Origin of the sequence: Candidatus Nitronauta litoralis (assembly GCA_015698285.1) — a bacterium.
Lineage (GTDB): Bacteria > Nitrospinota > Nitrospinia > Nitrospinales > Nitrospinaceae > Nitronauta > Nitronauta litoralis.
On sequence record CP048685.1, the window covers coordinates 546,999 to 568,271 of the forward strand.

At 47.3% G+C, this 21,273-nt stretch carries 19 protein-coding genes; 13 read left to right on the forward strand and 6 right to left on the reverse strand.

Going from position 1 to position 21,273, the window contains the following annotated elements:
• Window positions 1-5: 5 nt before the first annotated feature.
• Window positions 6-3,137: a hypothetical protein gene (locus G3M70_02465; GenBank protein QPJ60810.1), complete on the reverse strand. Its 3,132-nt coding sequence runs from the start codon at window positions 3,135-3,137 to the stop codon at window positions 6-8.
• Window positions 3,138-3,382: 245 nt separating this feature from the next.
• On the opposite strand from G3M70_02465, the gene G3M70_02470 reads away from it, so the two are divergent.
• From G3M70_02470 to G3M70_02485, 4 genes are all read left to right on the forward strand, one after another.
• Window positions 3,383-3,625, forward strand: a complete 243-nt coding sequence (locus tag G3M70_02470) for a hypothetical protein (GenBank protein ID QPJ63683.1) — start codon at window positions 3,383-3,385, stop codon at window positions 3,623-3,625.
• A 383-nt stretch (window positions 3,626-4,008) separates the two neighbouring features.
• On the forward strand, window positions 4,009-5,832 hold the full coding sequence (locus tag G3M70_02475; GenBank protein ID QPJ60811.1) for an NADH:ubiquinone oxidoreductase, subunit F: 1,824 nt from the start codon (window positions 4,009-4,011) through the stop codon (window positions 5,830-5,832).
• A 121-nt stretch (window positions 5,833-5,953) separates the two neighbouring features.
• Window positions 5,954-6,523, forward strand: coding sequence for a hypothetical protein (locus tag G3M70_02480; GenBank protein QPJ60812.1), 570 nt, complete (start codon window positions 5,954-5,956; stop codon window positions 6,521-6,523).
• Window positions 6,524-6,615: 92 nt separating this feature from the next.
• Window positions 6,616-7,017, forward strand: a complete 402-nt coding sequence (locus tag G3M70_02485) for a hypothetical protein (protein QPJ60813.1) — start codon at window positions 6,616-6,618, stop codon at window positions 7,015-7,017.
• Between the two features lie 69 nt (window positions 7,018-7,086).
• Here the strand turns inward: G3M70_02485 and G3M70_02490 are convergent, their stop codons facing one another.
• A complete protein-coding gene (locus tag G3M70_02490; protein QPJ60814.1) occupies window positions 7,087-8,559 on the reverse strand; it encodes a hypothetical protein in 1,473 nt (490 codons plus the stop codon).
• Window positions 8,513-9,241: a hypothetical protein gene (locus G3M70_02495; GenBank protein QPJ60815.1), complete on the reverse strand. Its 729-nt coding sequence runs from the start codon at window positions 9,239-9,241 to the stop codon at window positions 8,513-8,515. Before G3M70_02495 ends, G3M70_02490 begins: the two co-directional genes overlap by 47 nt.
• Window positions 9,242-9,447: 206 nt before the next feature.
• Here G3M70_02495 and G3M70_02500 point away from each other — a divergent pair, with 206 nt between their 5' ends.
• From G3M70_02500 to G3M70_02520, 5 genes are all read left to right on the forward strand, one after another.
• Window positions 9,448-11,043 (forward strand): peptide ABC transporter substrate-binding protein, encoded by a 1,596-nt coding sequence (locus G3M70_02500; GenBank protein QPJ60816.1) that lies wholly within the window; start codon window positions 9,448-9,450, stop codon window positions 11,041-11,043.
• Window positions 11,044-11,471: 428 nt separating this feature from the next.
• Entirely contained in the window at window positions 11,472-11,870 is a 399-nt protein-coding gene (locus G3M70_02505) for a hypothetical protein (protein QPJ60817.1), read from the forward strand.
• Between the two features lie 141 nt (window positions 11,871-12,011).
• On the forward strand, window positions 12,012-12,200 hold the full coding sequence (locus G3M70_02510) for a hypothetical protein (GenBank protein ID QPJ60818.1): 189 nt from the start codon (window positions 12,012-12,014) through the stop codon (window positions 12,198-12,200).
• Window positions 12,184-13,353, forward strand: a complete 1,170-nt coding sequence (locus G3M70_02515) for a hypothetical protein (protein QPJ60819.1) — start codon at window positions 12,184-12,186, stop codon at window positions 13,351-13,353. The genes G3M70_02510 and G3M70_02515 overlap by 17 nt, the downstream gene beginning before the upstream one ends.
• A gap of 221 nt (window positions 13,354-13,574) precedes the next feature.
• On the forward strand, window positions 13,575-14,246 hold the full coding sequence (locus tag G3M70_02520; protein QPJ60820.1) for a DUF2490 domain-containing protein: 672 nt from the start codon (window positions 13,575-13,577) through the stop codon (window positions 14,244-14,246).
• A gap of 441 nt (window positions 14,247-14,687) precedes the next feature.
• On the opposite strand, the gene G3M70_02525 is transcribed toward G3M70_02520, so the two are convergent.
• Window positions 14,688-15,257, reverse strand: a complete 570-nt coding sequence (locus G3M70_02525) for a hypothetical protein (GenBank protein QPJ60821.1) — start codon at window positions 15,255-15,257, stop codon at window positions 14,688-14,690.
• 150 nt (window positions 15,258-15,407) lie between these two features.
• On the opposite strand from G3M70_02525, the gene G3M70_02530 reads away from it, so the two are divergent.
• The 3 genes from G3M70_02530 to G3M70_02540 all read left to right on the forward strand — a co-directional run bounded on the left by G3M70_02530 (window position 15,408) and on the right by G3M70_02540 (window position 19,043).
• On the forward strand, window positions 15,408-16,466 hold the full coding sequence (locus G3M70_02530; protein QPJ60822.1) for an endonuclease: 1,059 nt from the start codon (window positions 15,408-15,410) through the stop codon (window positions 16,464-16,466).
• A gap of 82 nt (window positions 16,467-16,548) precedes the next feature.
• On the forward strand, window positions 16,549-17,925 hold the full coding sequence (gene mnmE, locus G3M70_02535; GenBank protein QPJ63684.1) for a tRNA uridine-5-carboxymethylaminomethyl(34) synthesis GTPase MnmE: 1,377 nt from the start codon (window positions 16,549-16,551) through the stop codon (window positions 17,923-17,925).
• A gap of 62 nt (window positions 17,926-17,987) precedes the next feature.
• Complete coding sequence (locus tag G3M70_02540) at window positions 17,988-19,043, forward strand: sigma-54-dependent Fis family transcriptional regulator (protein QPJ60823.1); 1,056 nt, start codon at window positions 17,988-17,990, stop codon at window positions 19,041-19,043.
• Window positions 19,044-19,095: 52 nt separating this feature from the next.
• Here G3M70_02540 and G3M70_02545 read toward each other — a convergent pair whose 3' ends face one another.
• Window positions 19,096-19,317, reverse strand: coding sequence for a hypothetical protein (locus G3M70_02545; protein QPJ60824.1), 222 nt, complete (start codon window positions 19,315-19,317; stop codon window positions 19,096-19,098).
• A gap of 279 nt (window positions 19,318-19,596) precedes the next feature.
• Entirely contained in the window at window positions 19,597-20,448 is an 852-nt protein-coding gene (locus G3M70_02550) for a flagellin FliC (protein ID QPJ60825.1), read from the reverse strand.
• Between the two features lie 201 nt (window positions 20,449-20,649).
• Between G3M70_02550 and G3M70_02555 the strand changes: the two genes are divergently transcribed.
• Window positions 20,650-21,261: a hypothetical protein gene (locus tag G3M70_02555; protein QPJ60826.1), complete on the forward strand. Its 612-nt coding sequence runs from the start codon at window positions 20,650-20,652 to the stop codon at window positions 21,259-21,261.
• Window positions 21,262-21,273 lie beyond the last annotated feature (12 nt).

Here is a 21,273-nt window from a genome sequence, read left to right on the forward strand (position 1 = left end):
TTCAATTACAACAATTCAGGGTGTTTTTTAAGGTAAGACAAGGCGAATCCTATTTCTTTCCAACGGGAAAGGTGATTCCCGGCCCAGCCATATTCCCAATGTCTTCTCTCTCCAGTTTCAATCGCAATGCGGAACCAGCGGGCTGCCTTGTACCAATCACCTTTGGCTCTGGCCTTCCAGGCAATATAAAAAGCAGATTCCAACCGCTTAACCGGGTCGTTGGCCTGTTTAAGCAAATCTTCCTCTGATATTTTCCCCAGCAGGTAGCGCCCCATCTGATTGCGTGTTGAGGAGGGATCATTTTTTCTGAAATATTGTTGGAGTTGCCGACGCTGCGCCACAGTTGGCCTGGAACTGAGGCTGGCTGCAGCGCGCAGGAGCCACACCTGAGGTTCCGGGTTGGGGGGAATCAGATCCCAGAGCATCGGGAATTTTTTCCGCTCAAAAAATATATTCGCGGAATGGATTCCATACCGGCCAGGGTCTCGTGATTTGAGCCATTTGTAAGCAGCGCGACTGCCCTTCCACGCTTTCAGAAAATCGTAGGCCTTCACTTCAAAAAACAGTTGCTGGCTTTTTTTCCCCTTCAATCTGGTCTGTAGTTTAAATGCCAGCCTGGAGAAGTTTCCCTTCTGCAGGGTTCCTGGAATATATCCAAGGTAGGAGGAAGGGATTCCACCGTTTAGCATGGATTCGAAGGCAGCAATCGCTTCTTCATCGGGCCTATCCTTGAATGTTTCGTAAAACCCCAGGGCAAGATCAGACCGCCAGTTTTCCATGGACAATCCACCCGGGAAACTTTGTATCTGCTGCAAGGCCTCGTTATATCTTTTCTGACTCCAGAGAAAATTGATCAGGTTCTGGGTTTGTTTGAAGGATCCCGGATAGCGTTTGATGGCATTCCTGAAAATGCTTTCCGCTTTCCCATGTTTCCCCAGTTTATCCATTATCTGCCCGGCCAGTCGCAGGGATTTCCCCTGATACCCGCGTACTACCTTGGATATTTCCTCATAAGCTTTGAGGTATTTTTTTTCTTTTAAAAACGATTCCGCCACAAAATTGTGCGCCGCTACTTTTTCCAGCCCAGGTACCTCAACATCTTTTTCGAGCCACTCCAGACAATGTCTGCGTGCTTCTTTAAAATATTTTTTTCTTATCAGAAATTTAACAAACGGCTGGCGAACGAGCCAGTTTTCCGGATCCTCTTTAACCAGTTTGCGGTACTCCCGAATCAGGGTACGGTCCTTTAAAGTTTTTATATCCTCCAGGAATCCCAGTATCCAGACGCGGGACTTCACAGACCCCTTTCCTGAACGCAGCTTATTTAACAGGGTCTTGGAGTCGCCAATAAATTTCAGGTACCAGTATTCCTGATATGGGAAAAGTCCTGTTCCTGAATCGTACATACTTCGGGCGAAATGTTCCGACATGGCTGGGTCCTGCAAATCTTCCAGAGCCAGCCACCGCATATGCTCCCGGTGAGGCACACGCGTGTCCAGCCGTGCCACCAGACGCTTCAGGACTCTAAGTTTTATCGGGCTGCCATAGGGGATGAACGGCCTTGCCTCTTCATAAGCCTTATGGACAGGTTCACCCTGAAATAGAGGCATTCCTTCCACCATTTGCAGAACCTGCATGGGTTGGACGGTCCGTTTTGTGGTTTGGATCCAAAAGGAAAACCACTGATGGAAATTCGCTCCCAGTCGAATATCTCCGGAATCGTCAGTGGCAGAGGTCCCTGTATCCAGTAAAAACTGCTCCGCATCCTGAAGAGATGAAAAACGGTCCAGGTATTGCCGCCCATTGGTATACAAGGAAGAGTAAAAGAGTCCTCGAAAAAAACTCTGGTAGGTTCCGGAATCGAGGAATGGCCCTGTATACAGGTCATCCAGCTCCGAAAGATCCGATTCCAATTCATCGACCTCAAGGGCTTCATCCGACATTTCCTGGAGGGAGCTAAAAAGCTGGGCTGTTTGACTTAGTGAAAGGATTTCCCCAAAAAATTCACCCAACGCACTTCTGGAAGGAGCACCTTCCAGTTCGAGTTTTAGCGCTTCAAAAATCAGTTGACGAACGTTGCGCGCGTAATAGTTGTTATCCGAAAAACTATCGAGAATGAGACCCGTCTTGAACAGAGCAAGCGTATCTTCAAACTCCTGGGGGAAACCTTCGTCGTACCATTGCTCCCAAGTAGAATTATCCCTGGATTTTGCCAGGCGCAACAGGTAAAGAAAACGCGTTTCCCAATCACTTGTTTGCTTTACCGCCAGGGCCTTTAACGCAATTGTATCCTGAAGAACGTACTGGCGCAGCGGATCGGAAATTTTTAATTGTCGGACCAGCTTCCGGGCATGGGTGGTGTAGCCCATCTCTTCAGCGAGCCGGGCTTCTTCTTTAACAAGCGTTTCACCCGAGAGCGCTTGCGCAGCAGCCAGAACAGCAAGAGCCTGCGCAGGAACATCATCGGCCACTTCCAAGGTATCGAGGCCATTAAATGCCAGGATTGAAAGTGCCTTTGCAGAAGGAACCAAAAGGTCCAGCCGTCGGGTACCTTCATTTACAAGAGAGTCGATTTCCCTGAGATGGTGCGCCAGAGCTTTAGGCTGGAAACTTTCCAGTGCCTGTGTGGATTTAAGTTTAAAACCGGAATCCAAGGCCGTTCCATTTCTAATAAATGTCGAATACTTGTCACTCAACAACTGTGCATTGTTTCTCAGGAATTTAAGGATGTCCGGGAAATCAGGAATTTCCGGAATTGTTCCGGCGACCTCTCCATTAAGCAAAAGGACCCAGTTTCCATTTTGGAACCTGGCATCAACTTTCCCCAAACTTCCTGTTAACAGGTGCACCAGTTTTTCTACCGCCAGAAGGAAACGCTTGTCGGGTCTCAACCGATAATTAGCGGCAATGGCTTCTTCCATTTCCAGAGGAGGTGCGGATACCACCCCTGGAGTCAAATCAAGTTGCGCTTTTTTAAACGTCTGCTCGGGGGGTCCAAAAAACAGATCAGGATGTTTTCCAAAAGCATAGCCAGCAACGCCCATCAACATAAAGGTCAATATGAGAACCCTGTATTTATTTTCTGGCTGATTTTCCTGTCCGTGTGGGTTTTCTTTTGCCCTGTTCTGTTTTGGCATAAAGCTAGCCCCCTTTAAGTTCACCATATCCTGGATAATAAAAATATCAGGGCTTAAATTTCGACTACTTACCGTTCATTTTTAAATCAAAATCATCATCAGCATCATCAATTGAAAATATCGGTCTTCTCTAAAACCAATCCATCAATATACATTGGTTATCCGAAACCACCAGAAAAATCCGGTATTAATTAACCAGCCAGGTCGCTTTAAAAGTAAGCAGACAGGATTTGGGTTGAACTAAAATAGAAATTGAAGATACTGAAATTGGTATTCAGAAAAACAGAATTCCTACTATTTTCGATGCACCTGGCCAAAATTTTGATGAAACCGAATTGAATAGAGAAGCTGCGGGGCTTGGGTTACCCACAACCAAATGCCTGACTAATATGCTCGGGGGGACCATTCAGGTGACCAGTAAGTTTGGAAAAGGCAGCACATTTTCTGTAGAATTTCCTACGGGTGAAGGAGAATCCGCCACATCCTGAAAAAATCCTATAAGTCCTGTTTTTATATTGTATTAAATGTGTGCCCTTCACCCCCCATACCCCACCCGGATACACTCCCGAAACAATAAAAATGCCGGAAAAATTCAAAGTCCCGGAACATTTCATGCGCCATATACTGGCTGCTTTTGGGGATTGACTCCGGCCGTAAAACGAACACAAATTAAAGAAAAGGAAGTAAAATGCCCCCAGATAATTCCCTCAATTGACAAAATCTCCGGAACCTCCTAAAATTCCCCAAAATACCTTTGATTTTCTTCTCAAAAGAGTGTGAAATAAGGCTTTCCGGACTTTTTTCCGGATAAAGAGAATATTAGACAGCTACCCCGTTACCAGGGGAAGTTTTCATTATAAGCGGAGGAAACATGGAAGCGGTTGAAGAACAATCTGCGCAAACGGAAGAACAAAAAGGCACCATTAAGGTCACTGTTTGCCTGAGCCTTTCCGGCCTGGCCGAGGGAGGCATGGAGGTGTACAAGGAATTTGAAAAGCAGATTGAAGAAAACGCTGCCACTGCAGAGTTGCAGGAACGAGGTGGATGTTCTCTAGGCCAGGTTGGCTGTCGCGGATATTGCAGTAAAGACGTCCTGGTCGATGTCTACGTCCCGGGTCAGGACCGGGTGACTTACGAACGGGTCAAACCTGAAAGTGTCGCCCAGATCATGAAGGACCATATAATCGGCGGCAAACCTTTCAACCGTCTCGCAGCCAAAGCCGACTACTACGAAACCTTGAAGAAACAAACCCGTGCCGCCTTCGCAAACGGGGGGAATGTCGACCCCGAAAAAATTGAAGATTACATTGAAGTCGGGGGCTATGAAGCGTTACGAAAAGTTCTCACCACCATGCAGCCCAGGGAAGTGATCGAAGAGGTCAAGAAATCGGGTCTTCGCGGTAAGGGCGGCGGAGGATTCTATACAGGACAGAAATGGGAAAAATGCGCGAATCAGGAGTCTGAAAGAAAATTCATCGTTGTAAATGGTGACGAAGGCAATCCTGCATCCTACATGGACCGCTCCATCATGGAAGGGTGCCCGCATCAGGTTATCGAAGGCATGATGATCGGCGCTTTTGCCATTGGCGGAACCGATGGGATCATCTATACCCGGTCCGATTACTCTATCGCTGTCCACAGACTGAACAAGGCTCTGGCCGACCTCAGGGAAAAAGGCTGGCTCGGTGAAAACATCATGGGCACCGGCTTTAATTTCGACATTTATGTTCACGAGGGTATGGAAGCCTTTATCGGTGGGGAATCCACCGCGTTATTGTCTTCCATTGAAGGCAAGCGGCCTTTCCCAAAAGCACAGCCACCGCACTCGGTTGAAAAAGGATTGTGGGGCAACCCAACCAACCTGAACAACGCCGAGACCTGGGCCACCGTTCCAAAAATAATCGTCAATGGTGCCGACTGGTACACCAGCATGGGTCCGGAAAACGCTCCGGGTTGTAAAAGCTGGGCGATTGCCGGGAATATCAAATACAACGGCATCATGGAACTCGACATGAACACCACGCTCGGTGAAATAGTCGACGATTACTGCGGCGGTATCCTCAAAAAGAAAAAACTGAAAGTCATGCACGTCGGTGGTGTTACCGGTGGACTGCTGTCCGAAGAATGCAAGGATGTCAAAACCGACTACGAAAGTCTAAAGGAAGCGGGAGCCCTGATGGGGCAGGCCAGTTTCGCAGCTTACGATCAATCCGCTTGCGTCATTGACTTGTGCCGCTTTTCAATCGGTTTCAACGAATCCGAGACCTGCGGCAAGTGCACTCCCTGCCGCATCGGAATGACACTGATCCGCAACATCCTCGACGATATCGCGGAAGGGCGCGGCAAGCTGGAACATCTCGATAAACTGGAAGCCATGTGCCACGAAATCAAAGTGACTTCCCTGTGCGGGCTGGGAGAAACAGCACCCAACATGGTCCTCACCGGTATTCGCTACTTCCGGGAAGAATTTGAGCGGCACATCGTCGATCAAATCTGCGATGCTGCGAAATGCACCGGACTCTACCGATACGTGGTCAAAGAAGAGGACTGTGTTGCCTGCGGGGCTTGTATCAAACCTTGTCCCACAGGTGCTATCACCGGAGGCACCAAGAAAGTTGCGGCCCATATTGACATGGATCTTTGCATCAACTGCAACGCGTGCTACCAGGCCTGTAACTTCCTCGCGATCCAGTAACAAATTAAAAGTTTTTCATAATCGTCCACAGGGCCTCCCGCCCTGTGGACATTTTTTTTGCCTGCGGTAAACTGGGAACTACGAATTTGAAACAGAAAAAAGAAACCTTTCGGAGATCGCTATGCATCGCATTAAATTCCTGCCCTTAGCCCTTCTGGTCCTTTTCCTGTCAGCCCTTCCGGCTCATGCAGGAGATCAGACCATTGCTAAAACTGGAGATAAGGCCTGGGATGCTTTCATTCAGCTGCAAACAGACTGGACGCGCCAACTGCGCGACCTGGTCCTGAAAGAGCGGAAAAAATTTAAAGGCATCGCCGACCTCAGTTATCAATGGAGACTGGCGGAGATGAAACTCGACACGCTGAAGTTTTTATATCTTAAAAAACACCGTGCAGACACAATCGAGCGTGACAAGGGACTGCCAGCATTCGTAACCCTGGAATGGTTTCCCGAGTTTTCTGAAAAACTGGAAAAATCAGATCCCGTTTTCCACAAGCAGGAGGTGCTTGCTGCCAGCCTGAAGAAAAAGGTCGAGGAGCACGAAAACTGGGAAGGGCTTCAGGAGTATCTGAAGGAAATCCAGAAGAGCAAAGCTCATAAAAAAAGATTCGACGATTTTCTCAGCGAAATGAATACAGTCCAAAAAATCCTCGCTAAATCAGCCGCAGACGAAATACGGACTCACCATTAAATTTCAGTAGATCGTTTGAATTTCCCCACAGTTTCCTTTAGTCCTGAAGTTGTAGCGCGGCTCTCTTTTTCAAAGGTAGGGTGAAAACGGTGATGGGGTCCATCAAATCCAAACGGGTGCGATTCATCATTGGATGTGTAGTGGTATTCGCCATTGCAGCCTACAACAACACTGAATTTGCCCAACGCAATCAGATTCACTATGGCTCCCTGCAACTTGGAAAAACGGTGAGCTTTGAAGCCTCCACAACAGGCGAACGTATCGCCATTGCGCTGAAAACAAAAACCCCTCAGGATTTGATGTACACCGTTACCGGTCCCGATGGAAAAGAGATCATTGCCCGGGCTGACACAGTCAAATCGAAACACCGTGGATTTTTCTTCCGGGTCCAACAACCTGGCACTCATACCCTGAAAGCAGATTATGATTGCAGCAACTGCTCCCCCGGAATTGGTTTCACCACTGTGGACATCCATAAATCCCAAACCGGCTAATTCATGCATGCCAAAAACCAGTCCGGGCAATAAGCCGTTTTATATTTTTGGAAAACTTACGCAGAAGGTTTAAGCCTGGAGTTCTTTGAGGCGGGTGAAACGAGGGGATTCCTGAAACAGGATATAGGAATTGGCGCTGTGGCGATTGCGTCTCAAATCCAGCACCTTCAAAGCAGGTAAGCCTTCTGCCTCGCTGAACGCCTGGTAGCCAAGCACACCAATATTATTTTTTGAAAGACGCAACTCCTCAAGTTTACCAAGCTGCCTGGACGATGACAGGGCTTTAAAACCCAGATCCTGGGTCCAGGTGCTCCACATCAGAAGTGTTTTTAATCCCGAAAAGGTTTCGCAGTTTGCAAGGACCTTACCAGCTTCATCACCGAGATCGTTTCCACTGATATTGAGGGTTTCCAGGTTTTTCAAAGAGGATAACGCCAGCGCTTTCAACCCTGAGATTTTTATCCCGCAGCCCTCGACATTGAGGGACTTAAGCCCTGGGAAGGTGGGCGCTTCGCACAATGCCACCATACCTTTGTCCTTAAATGCATTGTCCATCAGGTTGAGGGCTTCCAGATTTTTCAGGTGAGGCGAGGCTGCGATTTCTGCAAGCCCGGTATGATCAAAAAAATTATTGCGCAGGGAAAGTGACTTCACACCTTGCAAGGCTTCCGATCTGGCCAATGCACGTAATCCGCCATTCTCCAGCTTCTGTCCATTTAAATTTAAATGACCATCCTTTAGATGCGTTTTCACAAGTTGGCGGATGCGCAGATCCATCAACAGACGTTCGCCTTCACCGTTGTACTGGTTATCATACATATAAAGGTGACGAATGTTTGTGAGGTTTTTTGAGGCCGCGAGCGCTTTTGCTCCAGCGTCGCCAATCCAGTTGCGATCGAGCAACAAGTGATTGAGTCGTTTGAAGGGCGATGCCGCCAGCGCCTGCACCCCGGCATCTTCAATATAGTTCCAGCCCAGGTTGAGGTGTTCCAGAGGAATGAACGCTCCGGTCTGCACCCAGTCGCTCAAACTTTCATTACGTATTTTATTGCGACGCAGGTTGAGCCAGCGCAGATTGGGGTTGGCAGGACCGTCTGGAAATTTTGTAAGCCTTTTGAAACCCAGCCGGTTCAACTCGAGCTCAAGATATGCCAGACTGGTCAGGTTTGAGGACTTGATCAATTCAAGCGCACCGGCATCCCCTACCCGGTTATTGGTCAGGTTGATGAGCTGCAAGGCACCCAGGTTTTCCGATTGCGCTATTACTTGCGCGCCCTCGTTGCCTATCTGGTTGGTATCGATTTGAAGATGAGTGAGGCCGGAAAGTGACGGGCATTCGGCCAGCGCACGCGCCCCGATATCGGTAATACCGTTCCAGCCCAGGTTGAGCAGGCGCACGTGCGACAAATCACAAAAGCGGGTCAGGAGCACAACACCTGCATCTCCCATCCGCTCGTATCTCAAATCAAGCGTCGCGTCCTTTTCAGCTACAGCATCACGCAGGCGGCGGACGAGACGGGCGTCTGGGGTATCGTGTTCCATGCGGTTCCTTATCTTCCGGCGGCGCAGCGTCGGATTTAAACACGCGCAGGTTTTTTATCTTGCGCGCAGCAAACATGCGATCGTAAACATCCGGTTCAAACCGGTTGTAGGTCACGTGCAATTCTTTTAGGTTGCGGAGTCGTTTGGTTTCCGCCAATGCGAGCAAACCTTCTGCTCCAATTCCGTTAGCATCCAGATGAAGTATCTTGAGATTATCGAATACATCGGATTCAGCAAGAGCCATTGCACCTGCATCTCCGATAGAGTTGAAGGAAAGGTCAAGCGACTCGAGGTTTTCCAACCCTTCCGCGCCTGCAAGAAATTCGGCCCCCTCCGGCCCCACCTTATTGCTCCACAACACCAGTTTTTTCAACTTGCCCAGTTTCGATGAATCCGCCAGATACTCCATGCCTTCGCTGTGCAAACGGTTGTCGTGGAGCCACAATTCCTTAAGCTCCTGAAACATATCCGAATCCGCCATCTCTTCCAGATGGGAGTCCTTCAGCCAGCAATTGTTAAGATGAAGGTATTCAACACCCGGTACGGCGAGATTCTCGGCGAGGTCTATAGCCACCTCGAGAGTGATACGGCGATTGGAAAAATCGAGTGTCTTTTTGTCTTTGCTGAGACCCTTCTTGATCCATCGACGGATCCAGTTCAGGTCATCGGTCTGTTTTGGCATAAAAGTTTGGGGGCAACCCCTGAGCGTCTTAATGGATTCAATATTTTTATCCGGGCAGCCGAATTTTACAAGCACATCCCCTTATGAAACAAGGGCGACTCGTTTTCCGACCATCTCGGCACAAGAGGCTAATTGTATCGGGTCAGGCTGAAATGTAAAGCAGAATCCCCGATTGAACAGCACTCGGGGAATGCTAATATAACGGAATGAGAAAGCCCCCTGTTTCAACCTCCATTCTGAACGCCATTGCCTTGATTTTTCTGACGATTTCCCTGCTGCAGGCCTGCTCCAGGGTGCCTGAATCGGAAAATCCAGACGAGAAAGTGCTACGGATTGCCTTGCGCAGTGAGCCGCCCACGCTGGACCCTTCGCTGGCTACGGATAACGTTTCTTTCGACCTGTTGACTAATCTAATGGAAGGGCTTACTCAATACGACGATGAACTTCGCCCCATTCCAGCCGTGGCGGAGCGCTGGGAATTTTCTGACGATGGCAGGATCATACGGTTTTATCTGAGAAAGGATGCGGTTTGGTCTGATGGAAAACCGGTGACCGCTCACGATTTCGAATATTCCTGGAAACGCCTGCTCAACCCTGCCACGGCTGCCGAGTACGCCTATTTTCTGTTCGATATCGAAAACGCCGCCGAATACAATTCCGGCACTTTACGCGACCCCGAGCAGGTTGGCATTCGAGCGGTGAACGACCGGTTGCTGGAAGTACGGTTGAAACGTCCGGTTGTTTACTTCCCCAGCATCACCACGTTCATGGTCACCGCCCCACTTCGGCAGGATGTCATTGAACAGCACGGTGACCGATGGACCGATCCAGAAAATATCGTCACAAACGGCCCCTTTCTTTTAAAACAATGGCACCACGAATACAAACTCCTGCTTGAATCAAACCCCAATTATTTTGAAGGACAACCCGCACTCGACAAAATCCGGGTTTTTCTGGTACGGGATGCAACAACCGAACTGACCCTCTACGAGACCGGGGAACTGGACATGACATCATTGCCACCGCTTGCCATTCCGCAATTTCGCGACCATCCGGAGTTTGTGAAACAACCCATGCTGCGTGGTTATTATTATGGTTTCAACGTGCAAAGTCCGCCGTTCGACAAAGCCAGTGTGCGTCGGGCTTTCGGGCACGCCATCGACCGGTCACAGTTTCCGGTCATCCTTAAAGGAGAAGAGGTGCCGACCTCATCCTGGATACCCAAGGGAATGTTCGCCTACAATCCGGATATTGGCCCAAAGTTTAATCCGGAGAAGGCTCGCCGGCTGATGAGCACAGCCGGATACCCTGACGGGAAAAACTTTCCGACTTTTTCAATCCACTACAATTCAGACCCGACCAATCAACTCATCGCACAGTTCATCCAGGCCCAATGGCAGAAACACCTCAATGTGTCGGTCAGTCTTGAGGAAATGGAATGGAAAGTGTTTTTAAAAAGATTGCAGGTGGACACGCCTCCCGTCTATCGGCTTGGCTGGGGGGCAGACTTTCCTGACCCGGACAACTTCATGAACCTGTTCACGTCCACCAGTGGCAACAACCATAGCCACTGGGCCAACCCGAAATACGACCGGTTAATCGCCGAGGCGGCGGCAGAGCAGGATCCGGCAAAACGGAAAAAACTTTACGATGCAGCGCAAAAGCTGTTGGTTGAAGAGGACGTGCCCATAATTTCATTCTTCGTGACAACCAAAAATATGCTGGTGAAACCTCACGTCAAGGGATTCAAGCTCAACTCTATGGAGCTGATGTACCTTAAGAAAATTGATTTGAAGAATTAAGCGGAGGGGTTATTTACGGTCGATGACACCGCCAAGGGTGTTCGTCGTGGGATCGGTTTTTTCACAACCTGAAAGCACCAGGATGCAAAACACCCCGACCACAACGGCAATCAGTTTCAACGAAAACAGATTTCGCAACATGATTTAATTCAGCAAAAAGTAAGAATTGCGCCTCTAACGGCTGTAAAAACAAGGATATCCAATTATATAAAATTTAACTTTACTTTTAAAGAAAAAATATTAAATTTAAACAAATTATAGGTATTCCAACTTATCGCCCTTGCCCTGACGAAACCATATAAACGCATTTCCCTGGTCTTTCTCACCCCAAAAACCAAAGGCCAGACAGAGAACCGGGTTCCTTGACTTGTTCGCCTCCATTAATTAGCCTGAACCTATCTAAAAAACTGAACCCAATAGGATTCTCCATGAGAAAGCTTATTCTGGTTTTTGCTATCGTCAGCCTGTTCCCATCAACTGCAGCAGCCAATTCAGCCGTTCGACTTTACAAAAAGTCCCATTACCAAATTGAATGGTGCCGGGACAAAAACGGAGTGGCGGGATACCCATTACCAGAAGGAAGCCGCGTAGACTGCCTATTGGAAGATTATGCCGTCGAATTCGGATATGCCGACGAGTGGGCCCAGTGTATCGGGTTGGCCCTGTACCATGCCCAGGTTACCGGGAGAGATCCGGCCTGCGGATTGATCATGGAACATGGCGAACCAGACGAAAAGTTCCTGAAACGCCTCCTCATTTCCATAAAAGACAGCTCACACAGATGGAGAGTCTGGAAAGTAGAACCCGATATCATTGATGGAGAGTAAAAATTGTAAAATATTATTTTTTAGCCGGTATCGAAAAAAAAACCAGCCAAATGAATTTATCTGAAGTGTAAAAAGTCTTTTCCACAACATTGTAAGAACAAATATCTTGCTAAAAACCTTTTAATATTCAGATAATAAAATATGTCCCAAAAGAAAAAAATTAATTGGAACGCAATCGCAGCAATTGCAGGAATCATTTCTGTTTTAGTTGCAGTAGGATTTGGGGTAAATCAAATTCTATCGGAAGAAAAAACATCCCCCAGCATCCAAACTTCTGGAGATAATAGTCCTGTCATATATGGGAACAAGGGAAATGTTGACGTTGATTAGAGTAATAATATTTATTGTTTTGTTTACCACTCCTATCCTTGCACAAGAAATTAAAACCAGGGGCGATTGCAGTCCTGCCATTTTTGAGGCCGAAGGAGCAGGAGCTGTCAGCCTTAGACTAAATTGCTATATTAATGATCTCCCACTCGATTCAATAGTACGACAAGGAAAAGCCAAAGAACTTCTTAAAGCTTTAAAAAAAGGAGTCTCTGCTGAAACTATCATTCAGGGATTCGCCCTTGGTAATACAAACAACCTTTCTGGAGTAGGTTTCTTTAAGAAAGTAATAATAACTGATCTATCCAAATTCCTAAGGGAAATTTCAAAACATATAAACATTAACAACCGTATCTATTTAAAAAACGACGCTTATACAACTTTGTTTTGGCTTGCAGCAGAAGCCCAAAGAAAAGATATAATTTCTATTATCACAGCGTTCGGGATGGCAATTCACATTGATGACCACAGATTCGGGGGACATCACGATACATTCTTGAGGAAAGAATTTTTTCCCATCATCAGTTTAATTCGTAATGGAGTAATCACAGTAAAGGATACCGAAGTATTAGAAAAGCTACTTGAAAACTCATTCATTTTCCCTGAATTCAATTCCAGTTTTCCAGTTTCAACCGATGTATCTTACAATTTTGAAAAAAAAACAGATCTCAGAAATAAAATTATTGCGGGGTTACCAAATGCAAAATCCAGAAAACCCTTCGATATGGCTAATATCCCTAATTTATGCCAACTAGCGAGTAAATCAGGTGATTTTGATTGGTGTGAAAGGTTAAAGTCTGTGAGTTCATTTTATCTATCTGATGATAAAACAGGAACACATTGGCCCTATTCGGTAAAATTGCTTGGCTTATTAAATATCAGGTCAGATTATGCCGTTTTCTTAATGCACCATACGCGTGGCCGGGGAAGCTTGGGGTTATTTTATGTTCCGCGGAAGGGAACGAAATACAAGATGAGCTTTTGGAACACCGCCGGATCAAACTCTCCTCCTTGCTGGAATAAAAAATTGAATGGATATAAAACAGATTGCTGGAGACTTTATAGTCTGGAACAAGATTTTTTTGACAAAAAAAAGTTCACTGGAAAACGCGGGTTCCCCATATATACAGCAAGCGATAAAAATATCTCCTGGTAGCATCCAGATTCACGAAGTCTCCGGGAGAAGAGGGATTCCACATCATCCCCTTGAGCAGTACAAATCCCCTAAAGTTCCTGAAACAGATTTTAACACCAGCAAGTGGTAATGAGTTTTGAGAGGATCACTAATCTAGGCCACAACAGGGGAGTATGATAAAAAGATATAGTCAATTTAATTTCGTTTTTCTCCAATAAACATTTTGCATCCCCTGATTCTAAATGATTCCAGGAATTAAATTTTCTGCACGTCAACTTTTTATAGCTTTGATTCTGGCTGGCCCCTTACTCTTCAGCCTGGGCGATCGGGCACAAGCAGAGGACTTCGGCTATTGGAATGAATTTGTTTTAAAGCATAAAATCGATGAAAACCTGAGTGTCCATTTCAAAAGTGAAGAATGGTTCCTGGGGGATGTGAGCCGGTTGGGCCTCTACAACTTCACCTCCGGCCTCACCTTTCATGAATCCAAATATTTCGATCTCGAGTTTAATTACCGCTACCAGAAGCTCAAGTTATTCACCGCCTGGACTGAGGAAAATCGATTCGAAATAATTCCCCATCTCAAAGCTGATTTGTTCGGATTCCAATTCGCGCTACGAAACAGACTCGAGTTCCGTAGCATTGATGGAAATGACAGCCTCCGCCTTAGAGAACGGATCACCATAAAAAAAGATTTTAAACTCAATCAAATGGCTTTCGATGTCTACATCTCCAACGAGTTTTTCTATGACACCAATGTGGACGATTACAATCAAAACCGGGCAAAGGCAGGAATAATAAAGGAAATTTTCCCCGGTGTGAAAATGGGTTTGTACTATATGTACTGGACCCTTCAAGCGAAAACTTTATACGAAGCAAATGTTATTGGAACAACTTTTACGATTTCCTTTTAATCAATATTAAACAACAAGCTTTTCGGACAAATACTGTGAACTGGCAACCCACTTCAAATGGAGACATTTGAATAACTCCAGAAGAGGCCCCGGTTTACTCGCAATACTTTCCCCTTCAAGAACTGCTATTCGCGTTCTTGAATAAAAAAAGAGGGGATACCGGCAAAGTTGTATTTATGCCCCCTCCCATACCCTCCCCTTTCAAGGAGAGGGAATAAATAGCCACCCTAAAATTACCATTTAAAAAAATTTATGGGTTATGAAGTTGTGGTTTAACGATATAGAAGACGGCTTCAATCGTTCAAAGTACTCTGACTTTGGCAAGATTGATGAATATTGGTGTAACCAGGACCGTTTAGAAATAGCAATTTAAAGCATAGTTTATGAAATAAATTATCAACAGGGCCCTACTGAATAAAAGGCTGTCAAAATTTTAATTATTCACTCATGAACAAGCGCTGTTTTTAAATCATCTGATATCGGCTCTTCCCCGACCCATTGATCCAGCAGAGAATACATCAACCCCGCCCCCGGATCAGAAAACACTTTCTCCCGGTTCAGATAAAGAAGGGTCGCCTGGCCAGGCGTATAGGAAAATAGAAGCTCATCTCCTTCTTCAAGTTTTTTGAAATTTTTTTTGAATCGCCTATAGACTTTATCCGACACTTCGGGTTTGATAGTTTCTTTCCAGGCATCGGGAACCTGCCCCGGAAGTTCGGAAGTTAAAATCTTGATCCGGATCGTCACGGGTTGCTTTTGCTCCAGAATCGTTTTCCGGACTTTCCCAGGTTCCTTCAAATAAAGCGCGCACTGGTAGACATCAATAAATGCGTACGTCCTGACTCCTGAAGATGCCAGCATCCATTCGACCCCTTCAAGTTTCATCTTTGACGGCGGATTGTCCTCTGCCATTGCGTAAGCACCTGAACCACCCAAAGCAAACAACAGGATGGACGCAGCAAAAAGATAACCTGTTTTGATTGTAAAACCTTTTTTAAAAGGAGTTTTCATAGGATTTGTTTACCTGAACACCTGCACACCAAAAAGAAAAACAGGATGGTTTATTGGAGTCCTTCAAGAAGCAGTTATAATGCCCACTTCAAAAAACAACCATAGGTAAAAAATGCGTTTGATCAATTTATTCTACCAGACGCTATCCCCATGACACCACTAAAGCTGCTTTTTGCCATTCTGTCGGGACTTTTTATTTTGCTGGCCCTGACTCCTCTCTCCAAAAAGTCGCACTGGACTGTTCGCGCATTTGATTTCCCCCGAGTTCAGATCGTTTTTCTGGGTACCTGTCTGTTTTTGACCTATACAACTTTTTTTCTTGAGAGCTCTCTGGACGCTGCCCTGATGATTCTGGTGTTGGCTTGCGTTTCATTTCATGTCTACACCATTTTTCCTTATACAATCTTTGCAAACAAGCAGGTTCTCGATTCAAAAAAAAACATTTCCGACAACACCATCCGCCTGGTAGTCGCCAACGTTCTGCAATCCAACCGTAATTCTGCGGGGCTTCTTTCCATTATTAGTCAAGAGAACCCCGATATTGTTCTTGCCCTGGAAACCGATAGCTGGTGGGGAAACCAATTGAGCCAACTTGAAAGCGAATACCGATTCAACTTGAAATGTCCCCAGGACAATCTTTACGGGATGTGCCTGTATTCAAAACTTCCTTTAACCGACCCACAAGTTGAATATCTGGTTGATGATGAAATTCCTTCGATGCAGGCCAAGGTTGAACTACGTTCAGGGCATCCCATCCATCTGAATTGTTTACACCCTGCACCCCCCAGCCCTACAGAAAAGAAAGACTCTAAAAAACGGGATGCGGAGCTTTTGATCGTGGGAAAATCGGTTATGAAAAAGGAGTGTTCGGCCATTGTGACCGGCGATTTAAATGACGTGGCCTGGTCGGAAACCACCACGTTATTTCAAAAAGTCAGTGGTCTGCTTGATCCCCGCATTGGACGTGGAATGTTCAACACCTACAACGCCAAATACAGGTTTTTTCGCTGGCCTCTTGACCATTGCTTTCACACAAACGATTTCACGGTGACTTCAATTGGGCTTCTACCGTATTTCGGTTCCGACCATTTTCCATTTTGCATTACCTTGAACCATGAACCTGAATCCAGCGAAGATCAAAAACCTCTGGATATGAAGAAATCGCATTCGCATGAAGCCCAGAAAAAAATAGATAAAGTGTCCGATTAAACAGTCGAAGTGAAGTAAGATGTGTTGAGGCTTTAGTTAGCCGAAGTCATTGCCAAAATTAATTTTACCGATCACCATCCTCATGCCTGATACCATCGCCGCAATTGCCACACCTCCTGGAGAAGGAGGGCTGCACATCATCCGCTTGAGCGGACCCGATTCATTGAAAATTCTCAAGCAGGTTTTCAAACCTGCAACGGGCAAAAGTGTAGAGACGATCACGGGTCGCCGCGCCACCATGGGAACTTTCAACAACCCCGACTCGGGCGACCTGCTCGATACCGGGCTCGTCACCTGGTTCCCCGGTCCGCGCAGTTTCACCGGCGAAGACGTGGTCGAAATTTCCTGCCACGGTGGTGTGCTGGTCTCACAGGGGATATTGCAGGTCCTGCTCCATTGCGGATCAAGGCTTGCGGATCCAGGGGAGTTCACCCGTCGCGCTTTTGTCAACGGCAAACTGGACCTCACCCAGGCAGAAGCGGTGACCGACCTCATCCACGCCGCATCCGAGAGAGCCCGCACCAATGCCCTCTCCCACCTGCAGGGCCGCCTGTCAAAAAAGCTGGAAGGATTTTACGACCGCTTGCTGGGTGTGTTGTCTCATCTGGAAACGGCCATCGATTTTCCGGAAGAAGGACTTGAGTTCAATCAGAAAAATAAAATGCGTTGCGATGTCCAGCAGGTGTCCGATGAAATCACAAGGTTAGCCGACACTTTCAAACAGGGACGAATCGTTCGCGACGGCCTAAAGGTTGTTCTCGTTGGAAAACCCAATGTTGGGAAATCGAGTCTTCTCAACGCGCTACTGGATGAAGACCGCGCGATTGTCACCCCGCATCCCGGCACCACGCGCGACGTGCTGGAAGAACGGATCAAGTTGAAAGACCTGCACCTGACGATACTCGACACAGCCGGGATCCGCGAACATCCTGAATCCATTGAAGAAGTAGGCATCGCCCGAACCCGGCGTGCGCTGGAACAGGCCGACCTTGCGCTGGTCATTCTCGATGGCTCACAGACACTCGACGACGATGACCGGCGCTTGATTGAGGAAACGAAGGAAATCAACCGTTGCGCTATCATCAATAAAAGTGACCTTCCACAGACTTTAAAAACAGACAATCTGTCCGCTTCCCTTAAAACGGAAAAACAAATCTCTCTTTCAGCCAAAATTGGAGAGGGGTTGGATAGACTGAAAGATCATCTTTACGGTATCGCCGCAGGAGGAAACCTGGCGCGCGAGTCCCTCATCATCACACGGGAACGGCACCACCAGGCACTCACCCGATCCCTGGAAAGTCTGAAGCAGGTCTGCCAATCGCTGGAAGAGGACCAGTCAGAGGACCTCATTGCGGTAGATATGAACTCGGCTCTGGAAATCCTTGGAAGCCTCACCGGCAAGGACTACGCCACCGACCTTCTAGATCAGATTTTTGACGATTTTTGTATTGGCAAATAAAATCAACTAGTTAAATCATATATTTTTTGACATTTCCTGCTTCGGCATTATAATAAATCACTATGTCGATCAAGCTCAAAACCGGGAAATATCACCTCATCGGGCAAAGTCCTGCCATCCAGAAAGTGTTTGATATGGTGGAGCGGGCCGCCGATTCGGACAGCACCGTGCTGATCTGCGGTGAATCCGGAACTGGCAAGGAGCTCATTGCAAGGGCTTTGCACCACAATAGCGGCCGGGCAACACAATCCTTTATGCCGGTAAACTGCGGTGCTATTCCGGGTGAGTTACTGGAATCTGAACTGTTCGGTCATGAAAAAGGATCCTTCACCGGCGCGATCAACCAGCGCATCGGACGTCTGGAACTGGCGCACGATGGCACCGTGTTTCTGGATGAAATAGGAGACATGCCCCCCACGCTTCAGGTCAAACTGTTGCGGGTGCTGGCGGAAGGTGAAATCGACCGGGTGGGCGGCACCCGCCCTATTCCCATCGACGTCCGTGTCATTGCCGCGACCCATCGCGACCTGGAGGCGTCCATTGAAAACGAAAAATTCCGCGAAGACTTGTATTACCGTTTGAATGTTATTCCGATTCACCTGCCTCCATTACGCGAACGGCAGGAAGACATCCCTCATCTCGTAAACCACTACCTCAAGGTGTTCAACGAATCCAAGGGAAAGAATGTAACCGGGGTCGATCCCCAGGCATTGAAGATTCTCTGCAACTATCCCTGGCCGGGCAACATTCGCGAACTCGCCAATTTTGTAGAGCGGATGGTGGTCCTCAGTCGGTCGGGCACCCTCACCCCGCGCGACCTTCCGGCGAAAGTTCTCGGTGACACGCCACAGGAAAACTGGGCACCTCATGAAGAAGAGGTTCCGGGAGATTCCCCCGCGGAATTTTTACGGAACAATCGGCAGCAACCCTACTTTTCGGGTTTACCTGAAGAAGGCATCAGTCTGAAACAGGTGGTGGAGGAATTCGAAAAGGAATTGATCGTGGAAGCGTTGGACAGGACCGATTGGGTCAAGAACAAAGCCGCACAGGTTCTTGGACTGAACCGCACGACCCTGGTAGAGAAGCTCAAAAAAATGAAAATCACCCGTCCCGGTTAACCACTGGGCTAACCTGCGGGTGATTCGTTAAACTATATAAAAATAATCCGGATTAAACTTCTTCCATCTTGTGGCCTTCAAGAGGCGCTTCTGCCAGCTCTTTAGACACACGGATGATTTCTTCGACAAACTTCTGGTATGCCCGGTCGATGTCCTTGTGCTGGGTCTGTTTGATGATTTTTTCCCCGTTGGCATCGATGTGCAAATCCAGCACATTAACACCCGGGGTCACATGATGTTTCCGAATTTCAACCTTGATAGTATTGACTTCCATTGAACACTCTCCGGTTTAGGCAGCTTTCAGGATGTATTTCTGGGAACTTATAAAAACTGTTTCCGGCCTCGTGCAGATTCGTGGTTTCCAGAAAGCTGCAGGTGGCCCAGACAGAATAAATCAAACTATTTAAGACCTTCTTAATTATCATTTAGAGGCAGATGGGTCAAGCCCAAACTCCACGGCAATTATTTGAAGCTATGATGGGAGTATAGGATAGCAAAATAAGGGGAATTCTTGCCCATGAAGGATGCAGCCCGCTGCCCGTCAGGCGAGGACTCAGGTGTTAATGTTGAGCAGGCGGCCGATGTTGCTTTCGTTCGATTGAGTCTGGAGGGCCAATGCACGCACGGAAGATTCTATACGCAGCAGGGAGTTGTTCAATTCTGAAATACCTGCAGCGATGTCGGTTCCAGCGATTTCATTGCGGCTCGATTCCAGATTGACCAGCGTGTTGCGCGTGTTGCGTGAGGTGATTTCGAGACGATTGGACAAAGCGCCTACCTCCCCCCGGGTGTTGATCACCGTCTGCTGGGCCTGGCCCAGTTGATCAAATGCCTGCAAGGCGTTTTGCGAAGTCAATACGTCGAGGTTGTCAATACCCAGACTTTGGGTACTGGTTTCATCAATCACATTCAGGTTGATCTGGTTTTCCGGCCCGCTCTCTATACCCACCTGGATGTCGACCTGGTTGGGAGAGTTCGGCGCCAGGTTCCCGTCGAGAATATTTTGCCCGTTAAATTCCTGAGTTCCCGATACCCGGTCGATCTCTGTCAATATCTGGGAAAACTCGGCGTTGATGGTCTCCCGTTCCGCATCACCCAGCGTTCCGTTGGCCGCTTGAATAGCAAGTTCCCTACCTCGGCCGATCAAATCGGAAATTGTCGACAGTCCCCCTTCAGCGACGCGAATAAAATTTCCTCCGGTTTCGATGTTTCGCACTGACTGGCTCAAGGCGGCGATATCTGACCGCAGTCCTTCGGAAATGGCAAGACCCGCAGCATCTACACTGGCATTGACCAGGCGATTGCCTGATGCCAGTTGTGAAAGGCGAGTGAGAAGCCCCTCCTGATTTCGGTTGATAGTGTTCAGGATCCGGGTGGTGGATCCGGAATCAATGATCCCTGCCATAGCGTCACCTTCTGATGAAATAGGTTTCTAATAAATTATAGGCTGACCTGATTTATTGTCAAACTCCCCGCACGCCAGCTCCTCTATAAGGGTTTGGCAACCTGTAATGTGTCAGACTTATCTTCCATAAGGTGTAGATTGCAAACGCGCGGTTTGCCCGATACAATAGCCTGTGTTTTCAATCATTTTCGATAGGTTCGTATGAAACTTTTTATTAATGGTGAAGAAATCTCTGACACGGTTGCCGAGTCCGAATTGGGCCCTCTATTAGAGAGGCTCTTACAGGAACGACAATCCCTCGGCCTCCATATTATGGGTCTCAGATTGAACGGTGAAGAAATTGCTATTGACAGTGAAGGAGTTTTTAAATTACCCCTCAATCTTGAAGATCGAATTGAAGTCGAATTCGCACCTATTGAGGCGCTCATTGCCCGTAATATAGAGAATGCCAGTGAATACCTTGAGCGTCTTTTACCGGGTTTTGAAAAAGCCGCCGAACTGTTTCGTATGGGCAACGAACAGGAAGCCAACGAATTTTTCCTCGAAATTATTGACGGCATTGAATGGTTTTCCGAAGTAGTCGATTCGATAATAGACGCCACTGGCCAGGAACCAGCCGCACTGAATTTGGGCAAAGAAACACTCCAGGGCCGAAAAGAACGCCTGCTTGGCTACACCACCCAGATGGTGGAAGCCAACCAGAATAGAGACTGGGTCCTTTTAGCAGACCTTCTGGAATATGAATTGACTCCCTTTTACGAAGAATGGCAAACCCTGCTCCCAAAACTTCTACCCCCAACCCAGCCCAACTAATTGTTTTTTAAT